At 64.9% G+C, this 19,619-nt stretch carries 23 protein-coding genes; 17 read left to right on the plus strand and 6 right to left on the minus strand.

Features of this window, described 5'->3' with window-relative positions; genetic code table 11:
• The first annotated feature begins 115 nt into the window (after nucleotides 1-115).
• The 7 genes from MSZK_RS24220 to MSZK_RS24250 all read left to right on the plus strand — a co-directional run bounded on the left by MSZK_RS24220 (nucleotide 116) and on the right by MSZK_RS24250 (nucleotide 7,072).
• Nucleotides 116-1,354, plus strand: coding sequence for a cytochrome P450 (locus MSZK_RS24220; RefSeq protein ID WP_099251204.1), 1,239 nt, complete (start codon nucleotides 116-118; stop codon nucleotides 1,352-1,354).
• Between the two features lie 32 nt (nucleotides 1,355-1,386).
• A complete protein-coding gene (locus tag MSZK_RS24225) occupies nucleotides 1,387-2,394 on the plus strand; it encodes an acyl-CoA dehydrogenase family protein (protein WP_099251084.1) in 1,008 nt (335 codons plus the stop codon).
• The gene (fadE29, locus tag MSZK_RS24230; RefSeq protein ID WP_099251085.1) at nucleotides 2,395-3,558 is read left to right on the plus strand and encodes an acyl-CoA dehydrogenase FadE29; all 1,164 of its coding nucleotides are present in this window, start codon (nucleotides 2,395-2,397) and stop codon (nucleotides 3,556-3,558) included.
• The gene (locus tag MSZK_RS24235) at nucleotides 3,555-4,529 is read left to right on the plus strand and encodes a bifunctional MaoC family dehydratase N-terminal/OB-fold nucleic acid binding domain-containing protein (RefSeq protein ID WP_099251086.1); all 975 of its coding nucleotides are present in this window, start codon (nucleotides 3,555-3,557) and stop codon (nucleotides 4,527-4,529) included. Before fadE29 ends, MSZK_RS24235 begins: the two co-directional genes overlap by 4 nt.
• Complete coding sequence (locus MSZK_RS24240; RefSeq protein ID WP_071950280.1) at nucleotides 4,526-4,927, plus strand: MaoC family dehydratase; 402 nt, start codon at nucleotides 4,526-4,528, stop codon at nucleotides 4,925-4,927. Before MSZK_RS24235 ends, MSZK_RS24240 begins: the two co-directional genes overlap by 4 nt.
• On the plus strand, nucleotides 4,927-6,093 hold the full coding sequence (locus MSZK_RS24245; protein WP_099251087.1) for a lipid-transfer protein: 1,167 nt from the start codon (nucleotides 4,927-4,929) through the stop codon (nucleotides 6,091-6,093). The genes MSZK_RS24240 and MSZK_RS24245 overlap by 1 nt, the downstream gene beginning before the upstream one ends.
• 109 nt (nucleotides 6,094-6,202) lie before the next feature.
• A complete protein-coding gene (locus MSZK_RS24250; RefSeq protein WP_099251088.1) occupies nucleotides 6,203-7,072 on the plus strand; it encodes a hypothetical protein in 870 nt (289 codons plus the stop codon).
• Nucleotides 7,073-7,098: 26 nt separating this feature from the next.
• Here the strand turns inward: MSZK_RS24250 and MSZK_RS24255 are convergent, their stop codons facing one another.
• The 6 genes from MSZK_RS24255 to MSZK_RS24280 form a co-directional block, all read right to left on the minus strand.
• Nucleotides 7,099-8,412, minus strand: coding sequence for a lipase family protein (locus MSZK_RS24255; RefSeq protein ID WP_099251205.1), 1,314 nt, complete (start codon nucleotides 8,410-8,412; stop codon nucleotides 7,099-7,101).
• Between the two features lie 67 nt (nucleotides 8,413-8,479).
• Nucleotides 8,480-9,508, minus strand: coding sequence for a toluene hydroxylase (locus MSZK_RS24260; protein ID WP_233211494.1), 1,029 nt, complete (start codon nucleotides 9,506-9,508; stop codon nucleotides 8,480-8,482).
• Nucleotides 9,509-9,510: 2 nt separating this feature from the next.
• Nucleotides 9,511-9,819, minus strand: coding sequence for an MmoB/DmpM family protein (locus MSZK_RS24265; protein ID WP_099251090.1), 309 nt, complete (start codon nucleotides 9,817-9,819; stop codon nucleotides 9,511-9,513).
• Nucleotides 9,816-10,211, minus strand: a complete 396-nt coding sequence (locus MSZK_RS24270; RefSeq protein ID WP_099251091.1) for a Rieske 2Fe-2S domain-containing protein — start codon at nucleotides 10,209-10,211, stop codon at nucleotides 9,816-9,818. Before MSZK_RS24270 ends, MSZK_RS24265 begins: the two co-directional genes overlap by 4 nt.
• Complete coding sequence (locus MSZK_RS24275) at nucleotides 10,208-10,465, minus strand: toluene-4-monooxygenase system B family protein (protein ID WP_142389999.1); 258 nt, start codon at nucleotides 10,463-10,465, stop codon at nucleotides 10,208-10,210. The genes MSZK_RS24270 and MSZK_RS24275 overlap by 4 nt, the downstream gene beginning before the upstream one ends.
• Before the next feature lie 29 nt (nucleotides 10,466-10,494).
• Complete coding sequence (locus MSZK_RS24280) at nucleotides 10,495-12,006, minus strand: aromatic/alkene/methane monooxygenase hydroxylase/oxygenase subunit alpha (RefSeq protein ID WP_099251092.1); 1,512 nt, start codon at nucleotides 12,004-12,006, stop codon at nucleotides 10,495-10,497.
• 225 nt (nucleotides 12,007-12,231) lie between these two features.
• On the opposite strand from MSZK_RS24280, the gene MSZK_RS24285 reads away from it, so the two are divergent.
• The 10 genes from MSZK_RS24285 (at nucleotide 12,232) to MSZK_RS24330 (ending at nucleotide 19,609) form a co-directional block, all read left to right on the plus strand.
• A complete protein-coding gene (locus tag MSZK_RS24285) occupies nucleotides 12,232-12,678 on the plus strand; it encodes a hypothetical protein (protein WP_099251093.1) in 447 nt (148 codons plus the stop codon).
• 65 nt (nucleotides 12,679-12,743) lie between these two features.
• Nucleotides 12,744-13,754 (plus strand): phenol 2-monooxygenase, encoded by a 1,011-nt coding sequence (locus tag MSZK_RS24290; RefSeq protein WP_099251094.1) that lies wholly within the window; start codon nucleotides 12,744-12,746, stop codon nucleotides 13,752-13,754.
• Between the two features lies 1 nt (nucleotide 13,755).
• Nucleotides 13,756-14,040: an MmoB/DmpM family protein gene (locus MSZK_RS24295; protein WP_099251095.1), complete on the plus strand. Its 285-nt coding sequence runs from the start codon at nucleotides 13,756-13,758 to the stop codon at nucleotides 14,038-14,040.
• A gap of 45 nt (nucleotides 14,041-14,085) precedes the next feature.
• The gene (locus MSZK_RS24300; protein WP_199203468.1) at nucleotides 14,086-15,606 is read left to right on the plus strand and encodes a YHS domain-containing protein; all 1,521 of its coding nucleotides are present in this window, start codon (nucleotides 14,086-14,088) and stop codon (nucleotides 15,604-15,606) included.
• Nucleotide 15,607: 1 nt separating this feature from the next.
• The gene (locus MSZK_RS24305) at nucleotides 15,608-15,931 is read left to right on the plus strand and encodes a phenol hydroxylase subunit P4 (protein WP_099251097.1); all 324 of its coding nucleotides are present in this window, start codon (nucleotides 15,608-15,610) and stop codon (nucleotides 15,929-15,931) included.
• A 1-nt stretch (nucleotide 15,932) separates the two neighbouring features.
• The gene (locus tag MSZK_RS24310; RefSeq protein ID WP_099251098.1) at nucleotides 15,933-16,256 is read left to right on the plus strand and encodes a 2Fe-2S iron-sulfur cluster-binding protein; all 324 of its coding nucleotides are present in this window, start codon (nucleotides 15,933-15,935) and stop codon (nucleotides 16,254-16,256) included.
• 5 nt (nucleotides 16,257-16,261) lie between these two features.
• Nucleotides 16,262-17,176, plus strand: coding sequence for a catechol 2,3-dioxygenase (locus MSZK_RS24315; protein WP_099251099.1), 915 nt, complete (start codon nucleotides 16,262-16,264; stop codon nucleotides 17,174-17,176).
• Nucleotides 17,177-17,179: 3 nt separating this feature from the next.
• Complete coding sequence (locus MSZK_RS24320; protein ID WP_233211495.1) at nucleotides 17,180-17,614, plus strand: heme-binding protein; 435 nt, start codon at nucleotides 17,180-17,182, stop codon at nucleotides 17,612-17,614.
• A 73-nt stretch (nucleotides 17,615-17,687) separates the two neighbouring features.
• A complete protein-coding gene (locus tag MSZK_RS24325; protein WP_099251100.1) occupies nucleotides 17,688-18,746 on the plus strand; it encodes an NADH:ubiquinone reductase (Na(+)-transporting) subunit F in 1,059 nt (352 codons plus the stop codon).
• On the plus strand, nucleotides 18,743-19,609 hold the full coding sequence (locus MSZK_RS24330; protein WP_099251101.1) for an alpha/beta fold hydrolase: 867 nt from the start codon (nucleotides 18,743-18,745) through the stop codon (nucleotides 19,607-19,609). Before MSZK_RS24325 ends, MSZK_RS24330 begins: the two co-directional genes overlap by 4 nt.
• Nucleotides 19,610-19,619 lie beyond the last annotated feature (10 nt).

The following is a 19,619-nucleotide window of genomic DNA, read 5'->3' on the forward strand; positions in this document are numbered from 1 at the left end:
GAGAAGTCCAATTATTCCTTGCAGGACAGGCACTTTCGCTTATCTACACACCCCCACAGTCAACATTCCACGAAAAATCCGGGCTAGAACACGTCATATTGAGGAGCGCATGACCATGCCAACCCCCAACATCCCCGCGGGCTTCGACTTCCTGGATCCGGATCTGATTGTGAAGCGGCTGCCGGTGGAGGAGCTCGCCGAACTGCGCCGGGTCGCGCCGATCTGGTGGTGCGAACAGGCTATCGGCAAGGGCGGATTCAACGACGGCGGCTACTGGGTCGTCACCAAACACAAGGACGTCAAAGAGGTCTCGCGTCGCAACGACGTCTTCCTGTCCTCGCCCAACACCGCGATTCCGCAGTTCCCGGACGAGATGGCGCGCGAAGACATCGACCTGCAGAAGGTCGTCATGCTCAACATGGACGGCGAATACCACGACCGGTTGCGCCGGATCATCTCCAAAGGGTTCACGCCGCGGGCCATCGGCGCGCTGCGCGACGAGCTCAACCGGCGGGCCCAGATCATCGCCAAGGAGGCGGCCGCCCAGGGCGGCGGTGACTTCGTCGAGCAGGTGGCCTGCGAGCTGCCGCTGCAGGCGATCGCCGATTTGCTGGGGGTGCCGCAGGAGGACCGCGCCAAGCTGTTCCGCTGGTCGAACGAGATGACCGGCAACGGTGACGAAGAGTTCGACGTCGACCCCAAGCAGTCCTCGATGGAGGTGCTGGCCTACGCCATGCACATGGCCGAGGTGAAGGGCAAGAACCCCGGCGATGACATCGTCACGGCGCTGATCAACGCCGACATCGACGGTGAGAAGCTCTCCGACGACGAGTTCGGCTTCTTCGTGATGATGCTGGCCGTGGCCGGCAACGAGACCACCCGCAACTCGATCACCCACGGCATGATCGCCTTCGCCAACAACCCGGATCAGTGGGAGCTCTACAAGAAGGAGCGCCCGGAGACCGCGGCCGACGAGATCGTCCGCTGGGCCACCCCGGTGACCGCGTTCCAGCGCACCGCCGCCGAGGATGTCGAACTGTCCGGCGTGCAGATCAAGAAGGACCAGCGGGTCGTGATGTTCTACCGCTCGGCCAACTTCGACGAAGAGGTCTTCGAGGATCCGAACACCTTCAACATCTTGCGTAACCCCAACCCGCACGTCGGCTTCGGCGGTACCGGCGTGCACTACTGCGTCGGGGCCAACCTGGCCAAGATGACGATCAACCTGATCTTCAACGCCGTCGCCGACCACATGCCCGATCTCACCTCGGCCGGCACTCCCGAGCGGCTACGTTCGGGATGGCTCAACGCCATCAAGCACTGGCAGGTCGACTACACCGGGGCATCGGTCTAACCGCCTTCAGAAAGAATCAAGGAGGATTCTTCGTGGACTTCAGTCCGGAAGAAGGGCAGCAGGCTGTCACCGACGTGGTGACATCCGCCCTCGAGCGGGACAACAGCTGGGATGCGCTGGTCGCCGGCGGAATCATGGCCTTCGGCGTCCCGGAGCGGCTCGGCGGTGACGGTCTCGGACTGGCCGAGATCACGTCGGCGCTCACCCAGGTCGGCAGGTTCGGCAACGTCAGTCCGGCGTTCGCGACGCTGGGGCTGGGGCTGCTCCCGCTGCTGGATCTGGCGTCTGACGCCCAACAGGATCGCTACCTGGCCGGTGTCGCCAAGGGTGCGGTGCTGACCGCCGCGCTCAACGAGCCGGGTCACGCGCTGCCTGAGCGGCCGGCGACCCGGCTGGCGGGCGGCACGCTCAACGGCACCAAGGTCGGCGTTCCCTACGCGGGGACCGCGGAGTGGATCGTCGTCAGCACCGACAGTGGGGTCGTCGTGGTGTCGCCCAAGGCATCCGGCGTGAGCCTGACCAAGACCCCGTCGGCCACCCACGCAGACGAATACGTCGTCACCTTCGCCGACACTCCCGTCGACGAGGCGGACGTGCTGGGCGGCAACGATTCCGTGCACCGGCTCAATCAGCTGGTCGTGGCGGCTGTCGGTGCGTTCGCGTCCGGGCTGGTGGCCGGCGCACTGCGGCTCACCGCCGACTACGTCGCCAACCGGCACCAGTTCGGCAAGCCGTTGTCGACCTTCCAGACCGTGGCCGCGCAGCTCGCCGAGATCTACATCGCCTCGCGGACCATCACGCTGGCGTCGACGTCGGTGTCCTGGTTGCTCTCCGAGGGCCGGGACGCCACCGAAGATATTGACATCCTTGGCTATTGGGTGGCGTCGCAGGCGCCTCCGGTCATGCAACTCTGCCACCATCTGCACGGTGGCATGGGCATGGACATCACCTATCCGATGCATCGGTACTACTCGTCGATCAAGGATTTGACTCGGCTGTTGGGCGGTAAGGCACACCGTCTCGAACTGGTGGGAGCGTAAATGTTCATCGAGCTGACACCCGAGCAGAAGCAGCTGCAAGCCGAACTGCGGGAATACTTCTCGAATCTGATCTCGCCGCAGGAAGCCAAGGCGATGGAGTCCGACCGGCACAACGAGGCCTACCGGGCGATCATCAAGCGGATGGGTTCCGACGGCAAGCTCGGCGTCGGCTGGCCCAAGGAGTACGGCGGCCTGGGCTACGGACCGATCGAGCAGTCGATCTTCGTCAACGAGGCCCAGCGCGCCGACGTACCGCTGCCCGCGGTGACTCTGCAGACCGTCGGACCGACGCTGCAGCAGTACGGAACCGAGGCGCAGAAGAAGAAGTTCCTGCCGGCGATCCTGGCCGGTGAGGTGCACTTCGCGATCGGCTACAGCGAGCCGGAGGCCGGCACTGATCTGGCCTCGCTGCGGACCTCGGCGGTCAAGCAGGGCGACGAATACATCGTCAACGGCCAGAAGATGTGGACCACCGGCGGACACGATGCCGACTACGTCTGGCTGGCCTGCCGCACCGACCCGGATGCCGTGAAGCACAAGGGTATTTCGATTCTGATCGTCGACACCAAGGATCCGGGCTACTCGTGGACGCCGGTCATCCTGTCCGACGGCGCCCACCACACCAACGCCACGTACTACAACGACGTGCGGGTGCCCGCCGACATGCTCGTCGGCGAGGAGAACGGCGGATGGCGGCTGATCACCACCCAGCTCAACAACGAGCGGGTGATGCTCGGTCCGGCCGGCCGGTTTGCGGCGCTGTACGACAAGGTGCATGAGTGGGCGGCCAAGCCTGGCAGCAATGGGGACACCCCCCTCGATCACGCTGACGTCAAGCGCTCGCTGGGTGAGCTCAAGGCCATGTGGCGGATCAACGAACTGCTCAACTGGCAGGTCGCGGCATCCGGTGAGGACATCGACATCGCAGACGCGGCCGCCACCAAGGTGTTCGGCACCGAACGAATCCAGTACGCGGGCCGGCTGGCCGAGGAGATCGTCTTCGCCCATGGCAATCCCGCCGATCCCGAGACGGCCGAGCTGCTGGAATGGCTGGACAGCCAGACCAAGCGCAATCTGGTGATCACATTCGGTGGTGGAGTCAACGAGGTGATGCGAGAGATGATCGCGGCTTCCGGCCTGAAGGTGCCGAGGGTCCCGCGGTGAGCGCCGTCGACGACATCAAGGCGGCCGCCGAGCGGGTCAAGGCAGAGGGCAAGAGCAAGCCCCGGGTGGGCCGGCATCCGGTCAACCAGCCGATGATCGACCACTGGCTGGACGCGATCGGTGACAAGAACCCGATCTACGTCGACGAGGCCGCGGCCAAGGCGGCCGGTCACCCAGGTCTGGTCGCTCCGCCGGCGATGATCCAGGTGTGGACGATGATGGGTCTCGGCGGTGTCCGCCCCGACGACGACCCGTTGGGCAAGATCATCGAATTGTTCGACGACGCAGGCTATGTCGGCGTCGTGGCGACCAACTGCGAGCAGACCTATCATCGCTATCTGCGCCAGGGCGAAGAGGTCAGCGTCGCGGCGGAGCTGACCGACGTCGTCGGTCCGAAGCGGACCGCGCTGGGCGAGGCGTTCTTCATCACCCAGACCATCACCTGGTCGGTCGGTGACGAAGATGTGGCCGAAATGATGTGGCGCATCATGAAGTTCATCCCCGCCGATAAATCGGAGGCGGCCCCCGCTACCTCTTCATCGGTGCCGGACGATCTCGACGCCGATTCCGCGATGCGTCCGGCGTCCTCGAAGGACACCAAGTTCTTTTGGGACGGCGTCAACGCGCACGAACTGCGCATCCAGAAGCGCGACGACGGCACACTGGTGCATCCGCCGGTGCCCGCGCTGTGGCTGGACAAGGAGCAGGAGACCGACTACGTCGTCGCCAGCGGCGAAGGCACCGTCTTCAGCTTCGTGGTGCACCACGCGCCGAAGGTGCCCGGGCGGACTCTGCCCTTCGTGATCGCGCTCGTGGAACTCGCCGAAGGTGTGCGGATGCTCGGTGAGCTGCGCAACGTCGACCCCTCGACAGTGGAGATCGGAATGCCCGTTCGCGCAATGTACATCGACTTCCCGGCGAACGACGTCGGGCCCGCGTGGACCAACTACGCGTGGGAGCCGGCCAAATGAGCGCGCCTGCAATTGAAGTCGGCACGAAGCTGCCGGAGTTGAAGTTCTACGGCGACCCGACGTTCATCGTCTCGACGGCGATCGCCACCCGGGACTACCAGGATGTCCACCACGACCGGGACAAGGCCCAGGCCAAGGGTTCCAAGGACATCTTCGTCAACATCCTCACCGACACCGGTCTGGTGCAGCGGTTCATCACCGACTGGGCCGGGCCGACCGCCGTGATCAAGTCGATCGGGTTGCGTCTGGGCGTGCCCTGGTACGCCTACGACACGGTGACGTTCACCGGTGAGGTCACCGCAGTGGAGGACGGCTTGATCACGCTGAAAATTGTCGGCAGCAACAGCCTTGGCGATCATGTGATCGCCAACGCCACACTGACGATCGGTGCCGCCTGATGCCGGGCGGGTTGAGCGGCAAGGCGGCGATCGTCGGTATCGGTGCCACCGACTTCTCCAAGAACTCCGGCCGCAGCGAGCTGCGGCTGGCCTCGGAGGCGGTGCTCGACGCGCTGGCCGACGCGGGTCTGACACCGGCCGACGTCGACGGCATGACGACGTTCACGATGGACTCGAACACCGAGGTCGCGATCGCACGGGCCACCGGGATCGGGGATCTGAAGTTCTTCTCCAAGATTCACCACGGCGGCGGCGCGGCCTGCGCCACGGTGCAGCAGGCGGCCATCGCGGTGGCCACCGGCGTCGCGGATTGCGTTGTGGCATACCGGGCTTTCAACGAGCGCTCCGGGATGCGGTTCGGCCAGGTGCAGATGCGACTGGTCGAGAACGCCGATTCCACCGGGGTGGACAACTCGTTCTCCTACCCGCACGGGCTGTCCACGCCCGCGGCGCAGGTGGCGATGATCGCGCAGCGCTACATGCACCTGTCGGGGGCCACCAGCCGGGATTTCGGCGCGGTGTCGGTCGCCGATCGCAAGCACGCCGCCAACAACCCGAAGGCGTACTTCTACGAGAAGCCGATCACCATCGAAGACCATCAGGCCTCCCGGTGGATCGCCGAGCCGCTGCGGCTGCTGGACTGCTGCCAGGAGACCGATGGCGGTGTTGCTTTGGTGATCGTCTCGGCCGAGCGTGCCAAGGATCTCAAGCATCGGCCGGCCGTGATCGAGGCCGCGGCGCAGGGCTCGAGCCCGAATCAGTATTCGATGACCAGCTACTACCGTCCCGAGCTGGGCTTGCCGGAGATGGGTCTGGTCGGCAGGCAGCTGTGGGAGCAGTCCGGGCTGACGCCGGCCGACATCCAGACCGCGATCCTCTACGACCACTTCACCCCGTTCACGCTGATCCAGTTGGAAGAGTTGGGGTTCTGCGCCCAAGGTGACGCCAAGGACTTCATCAAGGACGGCGCGCTGGAGATCGGCGGGCGGCTGCCGATCAACACCCACGGTGGCCAGCTCGGCGAGGCCTACATCCACGGAATGAACGGGATCGCCGAGGGCGTCCGGCAGTTGCGCGGCACCTCGGTGAATCCGGTGCCCGACGTCGAGCACGTGCTCGTCACCGCCGGCACCGGCGTACCGACCTCCGGCCTGATCCTGGGCTAGGTTTCTCACCTTTTGCGCTGAACGTCACACCAGTGTTGCGTTGGGCGTGCAGTGTGACCTTGGCGTGACGTTCGCGGGGGTTGTCGGTGGTTGGCGGCACACTGCCGCCATGAGTGACCCATTTATCGGCAGCGAGGCCGTCGCGGCCGGAGCCGTCACCAAGAGCGATCTGAGACGGCGGTTCGTACGTCTGTTCCCCGACGTGTACATGGCGGCCGGCGCAGAGCTGACCGCGCGTGATTCGGCTCGTGCAGGCTGGCTGTGGTCCGGACGCAAGGCCGTCATCGCTGGGCGTTCCGCCGCGGCACTGCATGGTGCGAAGTGGATCGACGACAGCGTGCCCGTCGACCTCATCCACGACAACAGAAATCGAATGGCCGGTGTGGCCATTCACGGAGATCGGCTCGGGGATGCCGAAATCCAACTAGTCGACGGAATGCCGGTCACCACACCCCTGCGGACCGCGCTTGATCTCGCGTCTTGGTATTCGCCAGGCATCGCACTACCGACTCTGGACGCCCTGGCTCGCGCCACGTCGATGGATGCAGGCGAGGCTCTGGCGCTGGCCGAGCGATACCCGGGCCGGCGCGGCATTCGCGTCGCCCGCCAGAGCCTCCGGCTCGTCGACGGGGGAGCGCAGTCGCCCAAGGAAACCTGGCTGCGCCTGCTCCTCATCGATGCCGGCCTGCCCCGGCCGAAGACCCAGATTCCGGTTCACGACCAGTTCGGCGAACTGATCGCCTACCTGGACATGGGGTGGGAGGACATCAAGGTGGCCGCCGAGTACGACGGACAGCAGCACCGCACCGACCGATTGCAGTACGCATGGGACTCGCGGCGCCGCGAAAAGCTGGAAGAGCTGGGATGGATTGTCATTCGGGTCTTGGCAGGCGATCGGCGGGGTGACGTCATCCGGCGGGTGCGGGATGCCATCGCTCGTCGAACGTCACACCAGAGTGGCTTCCGGCGCTCGGCGTGACTCTGGTGTGACGTTCGAGTTGCGCGTCAGACGTTCGAGTCCACGTGCCCACAGTTGGGTGTGGTCGGCAGTCCGTTGAACCGGTCGGACAGCCACTGCATTGAGCGCTCGCCGTCGACGAAGTACGGCAGCAAGGTGTTCACCGATACCTTGTTGAGGAACGGTGGTTCCTCGTTGGTCCACAGTTGTACGTCACCACCCAGCGAACACCACTGGTTGGCCACGTCGACCGACGCCTGATACGGGTTGAACGTGTCAAACCGGTTCGTCGAGATATACACCGGCCCTGTTGGTTTCAGCGATCCCAGGTTCTGGGCCAACAGCAGGCTCTTCACCGGGTCGTTGCCGAAGAGATCCGCCGGATTCACGTTGAACCACCCGGTGTTGTCCGGGAAGTAGAAGTGCCGGAACCCGAAGTCGGCCACCGACTGCACCAGGCAGATGTACGACGACCACTGCACGAAGTGCAGACCGCGCGGAGTCAGCGTGCCCATGAGGAGTTCCGCGGTCTCCGGGTAGGCGTTGACGATGCCGTTGAGCACATAACCCAGCGCGCCGACCAGCAGGTTGCCGTCGAGATATGGCGGCATCAGGGACAGATTGGCCACCGGCGTGTTCAACGCCGCGCCGACGATGTTCAGCTCGGGCGCATAGGTGGCCGCCTGCTCCACCGCCGACCCGGCCGCTTGGCCACCCGTCAGCCAGCCCCAGAAGGCCACCGGCCCATGGGGATCCAGGGACGTCCCGGGCAACTGCATGGCTGCCCGCGCGGCGTCGAGCAATCCGGTGCCGGCCGAGAGCCGGTTGGCGAACTCCGGGCCACCGGGGATGTGCACGCCCATCCCGACACCGTCGGCGACGACGATGGCATAGCCGCGGGCCACCATGGTGGCCAGGAAGGTCTCCTCGTAGTTGAACGTCAGGTCGAACCCCTGCGAGAAGTGAATCCCCTGATCCATCAACCGTGACGGCGCACACTGCTCACCGATGCCGTACGGTCCCGGCGCGTAGGCGATCAACGGTCGGGGACCCTTCCCGGGCCATGGATTGTCCGGCTCGAGGTACACCCCGGTCGCCACCACCGGCTGCCCCTTGGCATTGGTGGTGCGGTACATGATCCGCGTCCCGGTGGCGACCCAGCTGCCGAGCTGGCCCGACGGTTCGTAGACCAAGTTCATCGGCTCGGACCGGACCAGGTCGCCGGGCCTGCCGGCGGGTAGCGGGTCCGGTGGCGTGTAGAACTCGAGGTACTTGGATTCGTCGGCGGACGCCGGCGGGGCGGTCAGGGCTGGGAGCACCAGCACGACGGCCATCGCAACCGTCAGCACTTGCAGCGCCATCCGAGCAGCCAGGCGCGCACCGTTGAGCAACGAGGACACGGACTTTCTCACTCTCTTCCGGCGGGCCCTACACCGACGCCTGGTTGTGGACGGTCAGCCCGCATTCTTCGACGAAGTTGGCGTAGCGCCGCGCGACGTTGTGGGACACCATCTCGGGCGCCAACGGCGTTGGAGCCGAACCGAACAGCGGAGCAAGCGCATCGACCGCCGCCTTCGCCGCGGGTTGCCAGCGCGCCAGCCACCCGTCGAACACCTCGCGCAGTGCTGGATCTCGGTCCACGGAGTAGGCGACCAGAGCTTGGCTCCAGTCCTGACTCCGCTTGCTGTCGAGATCGAACTCGGTGAACAGCTGGGCCAGGAACTGATCGCCGTTGGCGGCGGCCAGCGCGGCGAGTTGCTCGTTGAGCAGTGCGTCGAGCATCGGCTTGACCGTGAGGTTCAGCGCCGTGAACGCTTCGCCCCAGTCGTAGGCGATCAGCATCTCTTCGACCACCTTGCGCAGCGGCTGCCAGTGGGCTGCCGACTCCCACGGACCGCGGGCGGTCGTGGTCTCGGCGAGTTCGTCGCCGTGGGATATCGAGAGCAGCTTGGTCCAGTAGGCGATGCGCTGGGTGCGCCGCAACTCGTCGGAAGCCTGGAAATACGCACAGTTGGTGATGAACGACGACGGCGCCATCTGGCCGACATAGAGCGCTTCCATCTGTAACGCGTGCAGCGGAAAGCGCAGCGGGACAAACAGGTCCCGCAGCGTGCCGACCCAGCCGGGACTCAGCTGCCGGGCGGCATGGGCCGCCTCGGCCTGGTCGATCAGACCGTCGACGAAGGTTTCCCGGTCCCGCTGGGTGGCGACGTAGTCCTTGTAGGTCAGCTTGTGCGGGTCGCGGAACTGTTCCCAGTCGTCGAGCATCAGCGGCGAGCCCTCACGGTTGCGCAGATACCACTTGTTGATCGGGGTCTCCGGATCCATCTCGAACGGCGCGGGGTCGCGCCTGAAGTGGTAGTGGAACTTGGCGGTGACCGCCTCGTACGGACTCGGCTTGCGCTTGACGTCGCCGAGCAGGCTCCACGTCTTGGTAGTGCGCCGGTTGCTCGCCACGATCACGCCTCTCTATCCAGATGCCACACGATCTCGTCGTCGCCGACGAGGATTCGGCCGGCGAACCCGGCCAGGTTGATTTCGATATCGGACAGGCGGAAATCCCGTCCGAGCTCACGCTCGAGTGAGGCTCGGGTGAGCCGGCAGCGCCACGGTGTGGTGATCTTGACGTAGCCGCCCTGGTCGTCGACTTCCACCTCGGCGTCCGGGTTGTCGTCCTCGATGGCGTTGATCACGGCGTCGCACAGCTCGCCGTCCACACCGCGCATGATCGGCCCCACACGCTTCACATGCTCATCGGTCGCGGTCATTTGCCCTCCTCGCGGGCGCTGGTGGTGTTGACGGTGTCGCGGTTGTAGTGCCGTTGCCCGTCCTGGGGCACACCGACCTGGATCTTGTCGTCGGCCACCCGGACCGCGAACTGGAACAGCTGGCAACCTGCGGGATTGACACCCTTGCCGGTCCGAAGGTCGAACACCCAGGAGTGGCCGCCGCAGGTCAATTCGCTTGTGTCGGGGTCCCATTGGCCGTCGAGCAGCGAAATCTCCTGATGCGGGCACATGCCCTGGAACGCGCGCAGGTCGCCGCCGAGCAGGTGGGCGACCATCACCTCCTCGCCGGCCACCTCGAAGTCGAGGACCTCGCCCTCCCAGACTTCGTCGAGGTCCGCGACGTCATACCAGCGCAGATCCGATTCGCTCACGGCGCACCGTCGGAGTAGAACGCCTCGAGGTAATCCAACGCGCCCACCCCTGCGCTCTCCGCGGTCGCGTCGCGCGGTAGCACGTGTCCGTGATGGCGTACACGTAACGGCTTGTCCTGCTTGGCGACTCGTCGGTTGACCGAGTGGTAGGCGATCTTCTCGGCCACCACGTCCATGCTGTCTTCGCTGTCGATCGGCACCAGGTTGATGACGAAGTCGCCCAAGACCTGGCCCTGTACCGGCATCAATGCCATTTCGATGTCCTTTCTGAGGTCTTCGGAGATCAGCGCGCGATCACCAGCGGGGCCGGCGCATGCGCCCACGCGAAGTCGGTGGCGTCCACGCCCGCCTCCTCCGGCGAGATGCCCATGTACGCCAGTGCGCCATTCAGGTCGGGCGGCTGGATCATTCCGGCCAGGAACCGGTCGACGATGCCGAGGTGACCGCCGAATCGCTGCGGGCTCTGGGTGAAGATCCACTTGCACGGCTCCGAACAGAACGTGTAACGGCGGCCGTTGTGGTCGTGGATCAGCGGTGCCGGGCTGTCCAGATATCCGGCGTCGAATCCGGCGGGGGTGCACACCGGCACGTGGCAGATGTTGCAGACCATCGGCAGCGTCTCCGGGTAGGTCATCGGGATGTTGCCCGAACGGGCGTTCTCGGTGATGACGTCCCAGTACTTGCCGAACGAGTTGTTCCAGCCGGGGTACTTCTCCTCCAGCCAGTCGCGCTCCTGCGGTGAGACACCGGCGTCCGGGTTCCACCACACGGTCGGCCGCCAGAACCACACGCCCAGGTGATAGGCGTGGTGCAGCCAGTTGTTCTCCTTGAGGTAGTGGTCATCCCAGTACCACGGCTTTTCCAGACCGAAGTCGCGGAACTGGTCCACGAACTGCTTGTTGATCCACTCGTCCATGAACTCCTTGAAGGAGTGCCTGCGATGTTCGAGCGGGGTGTAGTAGTCCATCGACAGCCCGGTCAGCAGCGAGAAGATCTTCCAGGACCGCCAGAACATGTGGTCGATGAGTTTCTGTGCGACGTCCTTGCGGCCGTTCTCGATGAGGATCTTCATCGTGGGCTCACCCTGCTGGGCGTGCCGGGCTTCGTCGGTCTGGATCGAGGAGATCAGCGAGCTGAACTCGATGTCGCCGACTCCCATTGCGTCCGCTGCCATTCCGAGGAACTGGAGATTGGTGAACCCGGTCTCGAAGCAGAAGGTGAGCTGGATGGCGGTGGACACCGCGTCGTTGCCGCCGAACATGTCGTCGAACAGCGAGCGTGAGGCGATGATGCCCCACTCGTTGGTGTGGTACGCCTTGTGGGCCCAGTCCGCCTTCGGTTCCTTGGCCAGCAGCGTGTAGGGGAAGTATGTCTGGATCTGGCCGTGCCGGGTCTCGTCGAGCGTCCCGTACATGGCCATGTTGCGCCACGCGGCCGCCCGGCCGAACCGGCCCATCCGTGCCTCACCCATGCCGGCGGTGTACTCGGCGACCGCGATCGCGCCGTAGTGCGCCAGGATCGCCGACTTCCACCCCGGGTCGAGCTGGTCGAAGAGTTTGGAGCGGTTCACCACCGAATTGATGGCGTAGACGCTGGTGTCCTTACCGGCCTGGATGTCGACGTACTCCGGATAGGTGATCTTGTACGGCTCGTCCCACTTCCACCAGGCCTCTCTCGGCACGCCGAAGCTGTCGGACATCTCCTCGGGGAACACCTGCTCGTCGGTGACGTACGAGAAGTTCCAGTTCATGTCCCGCGTCAGGTCGTACCAGTCCGAACGGGCTAGTTGCGGCATCAGATCTGCCTTCCTGTGTGGTCCGGGGGATCGGGAACCCTCGGTCGTGGTTTGGGTCACACTTGCTGGTCGGAACTATCTCAACGGCGTCACGGCGGACGCCGAATTTGTTCCGCAAGCAGGAACGGCAACAAGCGGGTCCGGGTCGTCTGGGCGCTGGGCTGACGTTCCGCAACGCGGAACCGCACGGGGAGACGGCGGTCACAGCCGCAGACAATTGCGCGAATGACGCCCTTCATGCTGCGGGTGAGCGAGGTTCTCGATCTCCCCACCGACGTGGACCTGCCCGACATCCAGGCCAGCAGGCGGTTGCCCGCCGCGATCGGTGCCGACGCGCACGTCGAATGCCGGTCGCTGGCCGAACAACTGGTGTGCGAGGCCAACGTCGTCTTGACGGCCAACGACCTCGAGCGCATCGAGCTCACCGATGACGTGCGGGTCGGAGCGCTGTCGTTCGCCCTCACCTACGGGCCGCGGCAGGCCCGGATCGTCACCACCATCGGTGACGACGTGGCCGTCGGTCACCTCTACGGCATCGGCTCACGGCATCTGGGCAACGTCGAGCTGACCGGCGCAGACCAGGTGGAAAAGCTCATCCTGCTGCTCGTCGGCGTCGAGGGAGAAGACCGGGACGACACCCCCGTTCCGGAAACCGGAACGTTGGCACTGTGATCGCCGTCGCATCGACATTCTTTTGCTAATCCACCGAGCCACCACGAGGAATCCGGAGGCTGCCCGTGCAGTTCGAGCTTCGCCAGCAGGTCATCGAACCTGTTCGCCAGACGTTTACGCCCCTGATCAAGCGCTACGGTGACCGGCCGGCCACCCGCTACGAGGAAGGTTCGGTCGGCATCCAGTCCACCGAGCACTTCCACTACCGGCCGCTGTGGGACCCGCACCACGAGATCTACGATGCCGACTACTCGGCGTTGAAGCTCTCCGACCCGGACTCCTACACCGACCCGCGGCAGTTCTACTACACGCCGTATGTCGTCAACCGGGCGACGCTGCACGAGGCGTTCGGTCGCAACCTGAGCTATGTCGTCGACCGTGGGCTGCTGGCGAAGATGCCACAGTCGTGGCAGGACCTTGTGGCGAAAACCGTTCTGCCACTGCGCTACTACGAGTCCGGCGGGCAGCTCATCAGTGTCGAGGGAGGCCGGTTCGCCTACGGCACCACGATCGAGCAGGTCTTCACCTACACCTCCTTCGACCGGATCGGCAACGCGCAGATCCTCAGCCGGATCGGTATTGCGTTGGGGGACAACTCCGATGCGGTGTTGGCCACCACTAAGCCGGCGTGGCTGGACCATCCCGGCCTGCAGGGTCTGCGCCGGCTGATCGAGCAACTGCTGGTCGAGCCGGACTGGGCGCTGTCGAACATCGGGTTGGATCTTTGCGACCGGCTGATCTACCCCCTGCTCACCGCGCACCTCGACGAGGCTGCACTGCTCTCTGGGGCGGGCGCCTACAGCCTGCTGACCCAGCAGCTCGGAGTCTGGTGGACCGATCAGCGCAAGTGGCTGGATCCGCTGATCAGCGCATGGGTCAATGATCCCGAACACGGCGCGGCCAACGTCGAGGTGCTGCAGGCGACGGTCGCACGGTATCTGCCCCAGGCCACCGCGGCGGTGATCGACCTGGCCCAGGAGATGGACGCCCTCGCCGACGTCGGTGCCGAGAAGTTCGTCGCCAGCACCGCCGACACCGTCAACGTGACGTTGCGCGCCAGCGGAATCGAGGCCTGAGATGACCGCCACGCGTGAGGTCGGCGTCGACCTGCAGGAGTCCGGGGAGGACGTCCGGCGAATGGTGACCGCGATCGAGAAGGACAACCCCGGTATGCGGGTGACCCACCTGCCCGGCCTGATCAAGGTGAACTCGCCGGGCAAGCTCGTGATCAAACGCGAGACCATCGAGGACGAACTGGGCCGGGAGTGGGAGACCCACGAATTCCAGCTGTCGATCGTCTCCTACTACGGCAACATCAGCGACTACGACGACGACGAGATCGTCATCAGCTGGGACCACTAGTCCACCAATATCCAACCTCTTCAACGAATTTCGAAGGACATAGTGATGGCGAAGATGTCAATGAAAGCGCGCTACTCGGCGCTGACCCGTGATTTGTCATGGGATCCCACCTACGTGAGCGAGGACGACATGTTCCCGCACACCACCTTTGAAGGCATCAAGGTTCACGACTGGTCGAAGTGGGAGGATCCGTTCCGTCTCACCGTGGACTCGTACTTCAAGTACCAGGCGGAGAAGGACAAGCGGCTCTACGCCGTGCTCGACGGATTCGCCCAGTCGCAGGGGCACCTGAGCCTGACCGACGCCCGCTACCTCAACGCGATGAAGCTTTTCCTGCAGGGTGTGACCTCGCTGGAGTACACGGCGCACCGCCACTTCGCCTACCTGGGGCGCGAACTCAACGGCGCCGGGCCGCGTTTCGCGGCACTGTGCCAGTCCCTCGACGAGATGCGGCACGCTCAGACCCAGATTCACACCCTGTCGAACTACAACAGGTACTACAGCGGTCTGCACAACGCCTTCGACCAGTTCGATCGGGTCTGGTACCTGTCGGTGCCCAAGTCGTTCTTCGAGGATGCCGTCACTGCCGGCCCGTTCGAATTCCTCATCGCCATCGGATTCTCCTTCGAATATCTCTTGACCAACCTGCTGTTCGTTCCGTTCATGAGCGGCGCGAGCTTCAACGGCGACCTCTCGACGATGACGTTCGGCTTCTCCGCGCAGAGCGACGAGAGCCGGCACATGACCTTCGGGTTGGAGGCCATCAAGTTCCTGCTCGAGCAGGATGAAGCCAACGTCCCGATCGTGCAGGCCTGGATCGACAAGTGGTTCTGGCGCGGATATCGGCTGACCTCGCTGATCGCCGGAATGATGGACTACATGCTGCCCAAGAAGGTGATCAGCTGGAAGGAAGCCTTTGAGCTGTACTTCGAAAAGCAAATGCTGAACGGGCTTTTCCCGGATCTGGCCTACTACGGCATCAGGCCACCGCGCCACGTCGAGCATGCGATCGCCGAGAAGGATATCTACAGCCACCAGGTGTACTGGACGCTGTACCAGTTCTCGTTCGCGGCCGCCTTCACGACCACCATCCCCGAACCCGAGGAGATGGCCTGGTTCGCCGAGCAGTACCCCGGCACGTTCGACACCATCTATCGGCCGAAGTGGGAGAAGGCCGCCCGGGTCGCCGAGAACGGCGGCCGGTTCTTCTTCCAGGGGCTGCCGCAGCTGTGCCAGGTGTGCCAACTCCCGATGTTCCTCACCGAACCCGGTGACCCGAACACACTGTGCCAGCGCCACAGCGAGTTCGAGGGCGAGAACTTCAACTTCTGCTCCGACGGCTGCCAGTGGATCTTCGAGCGCGAGCCGGAAAAGTACGTGCAAGCCTGGCTGCCCGTGCACCAGATATTCCAAGGCAATTGCGGTGGCCCGAGCGTGCCGGAGGTACTGGACTGGTACGGCATCCAAGACGGCGACGGGGGCGAGTACCTCGGTTCCGTCGACAACCAGAACTGGCTGGGCTGGCACAGCGGGTCCGGGGTCGAGACCGCGAAAGTCGGTGGCTGACATGAGCGTGCGCGCCATCGGTGAGTACAAGTTCCCGTCACGCTCACGTGCCGAGCTGTACGGCGACGACCAACTGGTCCACGTCTGGTGGCGTGACAACACGTTCCTGGCTGCGGCGGCGACATTCCGTGTCCCCACAGCCATGCCGTTCGGGGAGTTCGTCAGCACCGTCGTCGAACCGTGGGCGGCATCCGACCCCGATTTCGAGCCAGGCTCCGAACGCGACTGGTTCGTCGACGACATCCCGCTGCGGGTCCGCGCCGACGCGTCGCTGAGCGAACTCGGGATCGGACACAAGCACACCGTGTCGTTCCAGGTCGGCTGACATGCCGGCGGTGTCGGTCGAGGGCTACCAAGTGGCGGTCGAGACCCGGCCGGGTGAGCCGATTCTCGCAGCCCTGTGCCGGCGGGGCTACACCCACAAGTTCGGCTGCCGGCGCGGAGGTTGTGGGGTGTGCAAGGTGCACCTCGTCTCCGGCCTGGTGACCTATCCCAAGACCGTCGCCGAAACTGTTCTGCCCGAGAGTGACCGGGACGCCGGTGTCTGCCTGAGCTGCCGGGCGGTTCCGGTGACCGACGTCATCATCCGTCTCGGCACCGACGACCAGCTGCTGTGCAGCCCCCTGTTCTTCCAAGCGAAAGGAACATGAGTCCAATGAGTGTCATGCGTCTGGGATACGTCCACGCCCGAGTCACCGACATGGACGACGCCCTGAGTCACTACTGCCACACCCTCGGCATGCAGAAGGTCGCCGAACAGCCCGGGAAGGTGTTCCTGAAGGCCTGGGACGAGTACGACCATCACTCGGTGGTGCTCGAGGACGGTGGCGTGGGACTGGTCAAGCTCGGCTACAAGGTCGAACGCCCCGAGGACATCGAGACCTACGAGAAGCGGGCCCAGTCTTTCGGTGCCATCACCGAGCGGATGAGCAAAGGTGAAAACCTGGCCATCAGCGACGGTCTGCGGATCGTACTGCCGTCCGATCATGTGGTCGAGCTGTACCACGAGGCCGAGCAGACCGGAACCGCCACCGGGACATTGAACCCCGAGGCGTGGCCACGCGACCTGGTCGGCGTCGGTGTGCCCCGCATCGATCACGCGCTGATCTGCTGCGAGGACATGGACACCTCCGAACGATTCTTCAAAGAGGTTCTGGACTTCCGGCCTGCCGAGCGCTGGGTCACCGACCAGTCCGACGAGGGTGAGCTGATGGGGTCATGGATGTTCTGCACGAACACCCCCCACGACATCGCGCTGATCAAGGGTCCTAACGGCAAGCTGCACCACTTCGCGTTCCAGCTGGGCGACTGGAGCGAAATCCTCAAGGCCGGAGATCTTTTCGCCATGGACGATGTGTCGGTGGACATCGGGCCGACCCGGCATGGCATCACCCGCGGGCAGACGATCTACTTCTTCGATCCCTCGGGCAACCGCAACGAGGTATTCGCCGGCGGTTACCAGACCTTCCCGGACTTCCCGACCATCACCTGGACCAATGAGCAGCTGGCCAAGGGTATTTTCTACATCGGCCGCGAGCTCAACGAGCGCTTCACCGCGGTCGTCACCTGACAGGTGGCTGCCGACGAGGCCACCGTCGCCGCCGTCCCCACCCTCACCCTGACCGGCGCGCGGTGCGTGCTGAACCGGAGCCTGGCCGCGGCGGCCGAATTGGGGGTGGCGGTCTGCGTTGCCGTCACCGACCGGTCCGGGCACCTGCTGGCGTTCGCCCGGATGGACGATGCACCCCTGCTGTCGGTATCGATCGCGCAGGACAAGGCCTACACGGTCACAGCGTTCGGTGGCCTGGCCACCCACGAGTGGTTCGACGTGATCTCCGGCGAGCCCGCCCTGCTGGCCGGCATCGTCAAGACGGACCGGCTGATCGTGTTCGCCGGCGGGGTCGCCGTGCGTTCGGCCGGCGCGCTCGCCGGAGCGGTGGGGGTCAGTGGTGGCAGCGCCGAGCAGGACCGCGCCGTCGCCGAGGCGGGCGCAGCCGCACTTCGGTAAGGGTTTTTCGGCAGCCGGTCCGGATAGCGGAACGCTGCTATGAGCCACGGCGGGCCGGCCGCACGATCGTGAGGTGACCCACACCCACACGATCACCGTCGAACCTCTCGGCGTCGAGGTGTCCTGCCGAGAGGACCAGTCGATCCTCGAGGCCTGCCTGCGTCAGGGCGTCAACCTTCCGCACGCCTGTACCCACGGCACGTGCGCCACCTGCAAGGTCGAGGTCGTCGAAGGTGATGTCGATCTCGGCGAGGCCTCGGCATTCGCGCTGCTGGATTCGGAGCGGGCCGAGGGCAAGGCGCTCATCTGCACGGCACGTCCCAAGAGCGACGTCACGATCGAGGCCGACGTCGAGGAGGAAGACGGGGTGGTCTTCCACCCGGTGCGCGATTTCATCGGCACCGTGACCCGCATCGAGGACTGCGCCAACGACATTCGCCGCGTCGAACTCCGCCTCGACGGCGATATCGCGCTCAACCCCGGTCAGTACGTCCAGGTTCGGATCCCCGGGCATTCGGTGACCCGCAGCTGGTCGGTGGCCACGCCGCCGGCCAGTACGAACATGCTGGAACTCAACATTCGTCGCACACCCGGTGGTCTGGCCACCGACGGCTGGGTGTTCGCCGGTCTCGCCGAGGGGGACGAGGTCACGCTGTCCGGTCCGTACGGCCGGTTCTTCCTGCGCGAACACCGCAGTGAGCCGGCCATCCTCATCGGTGGCGGCACCGGCCTGGCACCGCTGAAGGCGATGGTGCGCCACGTGCTGGAAACCGGTGCTCCGCATCGGCTGTACCTCTATCACGGCGCCCGGACCGAGGCCGACCTCTACGACGTCGACTACTTCACCGATCTCGAGGCGGCGTCGAACGGGCAGTTGAGCTATCGGCCGGTGCTGTCGCAAGAGGAGGTGAACGGAATCCGGCACGGCAACGTGACCGACGCCGTCGACGCCGATTTCGAGACCTGCGCGGGACACGTCGCCTACCTGTGCGGACCGCCGCCGATGGTCGAGGCGGCCCTGAGGATGTTGATGAGCAAGCGGCTGTTCCCCCGGGACATCTATCGCGAGGACTTCTTCGACAGTTCTGACAGGTCCGGTGGCGTACGTAGCCCTCTGCTGAGGACTTCGTGACCGCGTTCGCGGCCCCGGAGATCGGGAAAACTATTGTCGCCAACGGTATCTCGACGAACTATCTGCAGACCGGAACGGGTGAGCCCGTGGTATTCGTCCATGGCTCCGGGCCAGGGGTGACGGCCTACGCGAACTGGCGGTTGACGCTTCCGGCCCTGGCGGAGCGGTTCGGTTGTTATGCCCCGGACATGGTCGGATTCGGCTTCACCGACCGTCCCATCGGCTTCAGCTACACCCTGCAGAACTGGGTTGACCAACTGTCGGGCTTCTTGGATGCTCTGGGTCTCGAGGCAGTGTCCTTGGTGGGCAACAGCTTCGGCGGGGCGGTAGCGCTGCGCCTGGCGGTCAGCCAACCGGAGCGGGTCAGCCGCCTGGTCCTCATGGGCAGCGTCGGTGTTCCGTTCCCGATCACCGAAGCACTCGACGCGGTGTGGGGCTACCAGCCGTCCCTTGACGCCATGCGCGAGATGCTCGACCACTTCGCGTATTCACGAGAACTCGTCACCGACGAACTGGCACAGGTGCGCTACGAGGCCAGCATCCGGCCGGGATTCCAGGAGTCTTTCGCCGCGATGTTCCCTGCGCCGCGGCAGCGCTGGGTCGACGCGCTGAGCACCCCGCACGAGCAGATCGCCGCGCTCCAGGTGCCGACCTTGATCGTGCACGGCCGCGACGACAAGGTCATCCCGCTGGCCACGTCGCTGCGGCTACACGAGCTCATCGACGACTCTGAACTGCACGTATTCGGCCGATGCGGGCATTGGACCCAGATCGAGCGGTCCGGCCCGTTCACCGCGCTGGTCGCCGATTTCTTGTCCCGTCCCGGCTGTGAACGGACCAAAGACCCTTCTGGAGGTGAGTGACGTGGTTCAT

The organism is Mycobacterium sp. shizuoka-1 (assembly GCF_002723835.1).
GTDB lineage: Bacteria > Actinomycetota > Actinomycetes > Mycobacteriales > Mycobacteriaceae > Mycobacterium.

What these genes read in the sequence shown, in the direction of transcription:
- MSZK_RS24220 (WP_099251204.1), top strand. Translation starts at nt 116, where the DNA reads ATGCCAACCCCCAACATCCCCGCGGGCTTCGACTTCCTGGATCCGGAT.
- fadE29 (WP_099251085.1), top strand. Translation starts at nt 2,395, where the DNA reads ATGTTCATCGAGCTGACACCCGAGCAGAAGCAGCTGCAAGCCGAACTG.
- MSZK_RS24240 (WP_071950280.1), top strand. Translation starts at nt 4,526, where the DNA reads ATGAGCGCGCCTGCAATTGAAGTCGGCACGAAGCTGCCGGAGTTGAAG.
- MSZK_RS24245 (WP_099251087.1), top strand. Translation starts at nt 4,927, where the DNA reads ATGCCGGGCGGGTTGAGCGGCAAGGCGGCGATCGTCGGTATCGGTGCC.
- MSZK_RS24250 (WP_099251088.1), top strand. Translation starts at nt 6,203, where the DNA reads ATGAGTGACCCATTTATCGGCAGCGAGGCCGTCGCGGCCGGAGCCGTC.
- MSZK_RS24255 (WP_099251205.1), bottom strand. Translation starts at nt 8,412, where the DNA reads ATGGCGCTGCAAGTGCTGACGGTTGCGATGGCCGTCGTGCTGGTGCTC.
- MSZK_RS24265 (WP_099251090.1), bottom strand. Translation starts at nt 9,819, where the DNA reads ATGACCGCGACCGATGAGCATGTGAAGCGTGTGGGGCCGATCATGCGC.
- MSZK_RS24275 (WP_142389999.1), bottom strand. Translation starts at nt 10,465, where the DNA reads ATGGCATTGATGCCGGTACAGGGCCAGGTCTTGGGCGACTTCGTCATC.
- MSZK_RS24280 (WP_099251092.1), bottom strand. Translation starts at nt 12,006, where the DNA reads ATGCCGCAACTAGCCCGTTCGGACTGGTACGACCTGACGCGGGACATG.
- MSZK_RS24285 (WP_099251093.1), top strand. Translation starts at nt 12,232, where the DNA reads ATGACGCCCTTCATGCTGCGGGTGAGCGAGGTTCTCGATCTCCCCACC.
- MSZK_RS24295 (WP_099251095.1), top strand. Translation starts at nt 13,756, where the DNA reads ATGACCGCCACGCGTGAGGTCGGCGTCGACCTGCAGGAGTCCGGGGAG.
- MSZK_RS24300 (WP_199203468.1), top strand. Translation starts at nt 14,086, where the DNA reads ATGGCGAAGATGTCAATGAAAGCGCGCTACTCGGCGCTGACCCGTGAT.
- MSZK_RS24305 (WP_099251097.1), top strand. Translation starts at nt 15,608, where the DNA reads ATGAGCGTGCGCGCCATCGGTGAGTACAAGTTCCCGTCACGCTCACGT.
- MSZK_RS24310 (WP_099251098.1), top strand. Translation starts at nt 15,933, where the DNA reads ATGCCGGCGGTGTCGGTCGAGGGCTACCAAGTGGCGGTCGAGACCCGG.
- MSZK_RS24315 (WP_099251099.1), top strand. Translation starts at nt 16,262, where the DNA reads ATGAGTGTCATGCGTCTGGGATACGTCCACGCCCGAGTCACCGACATG.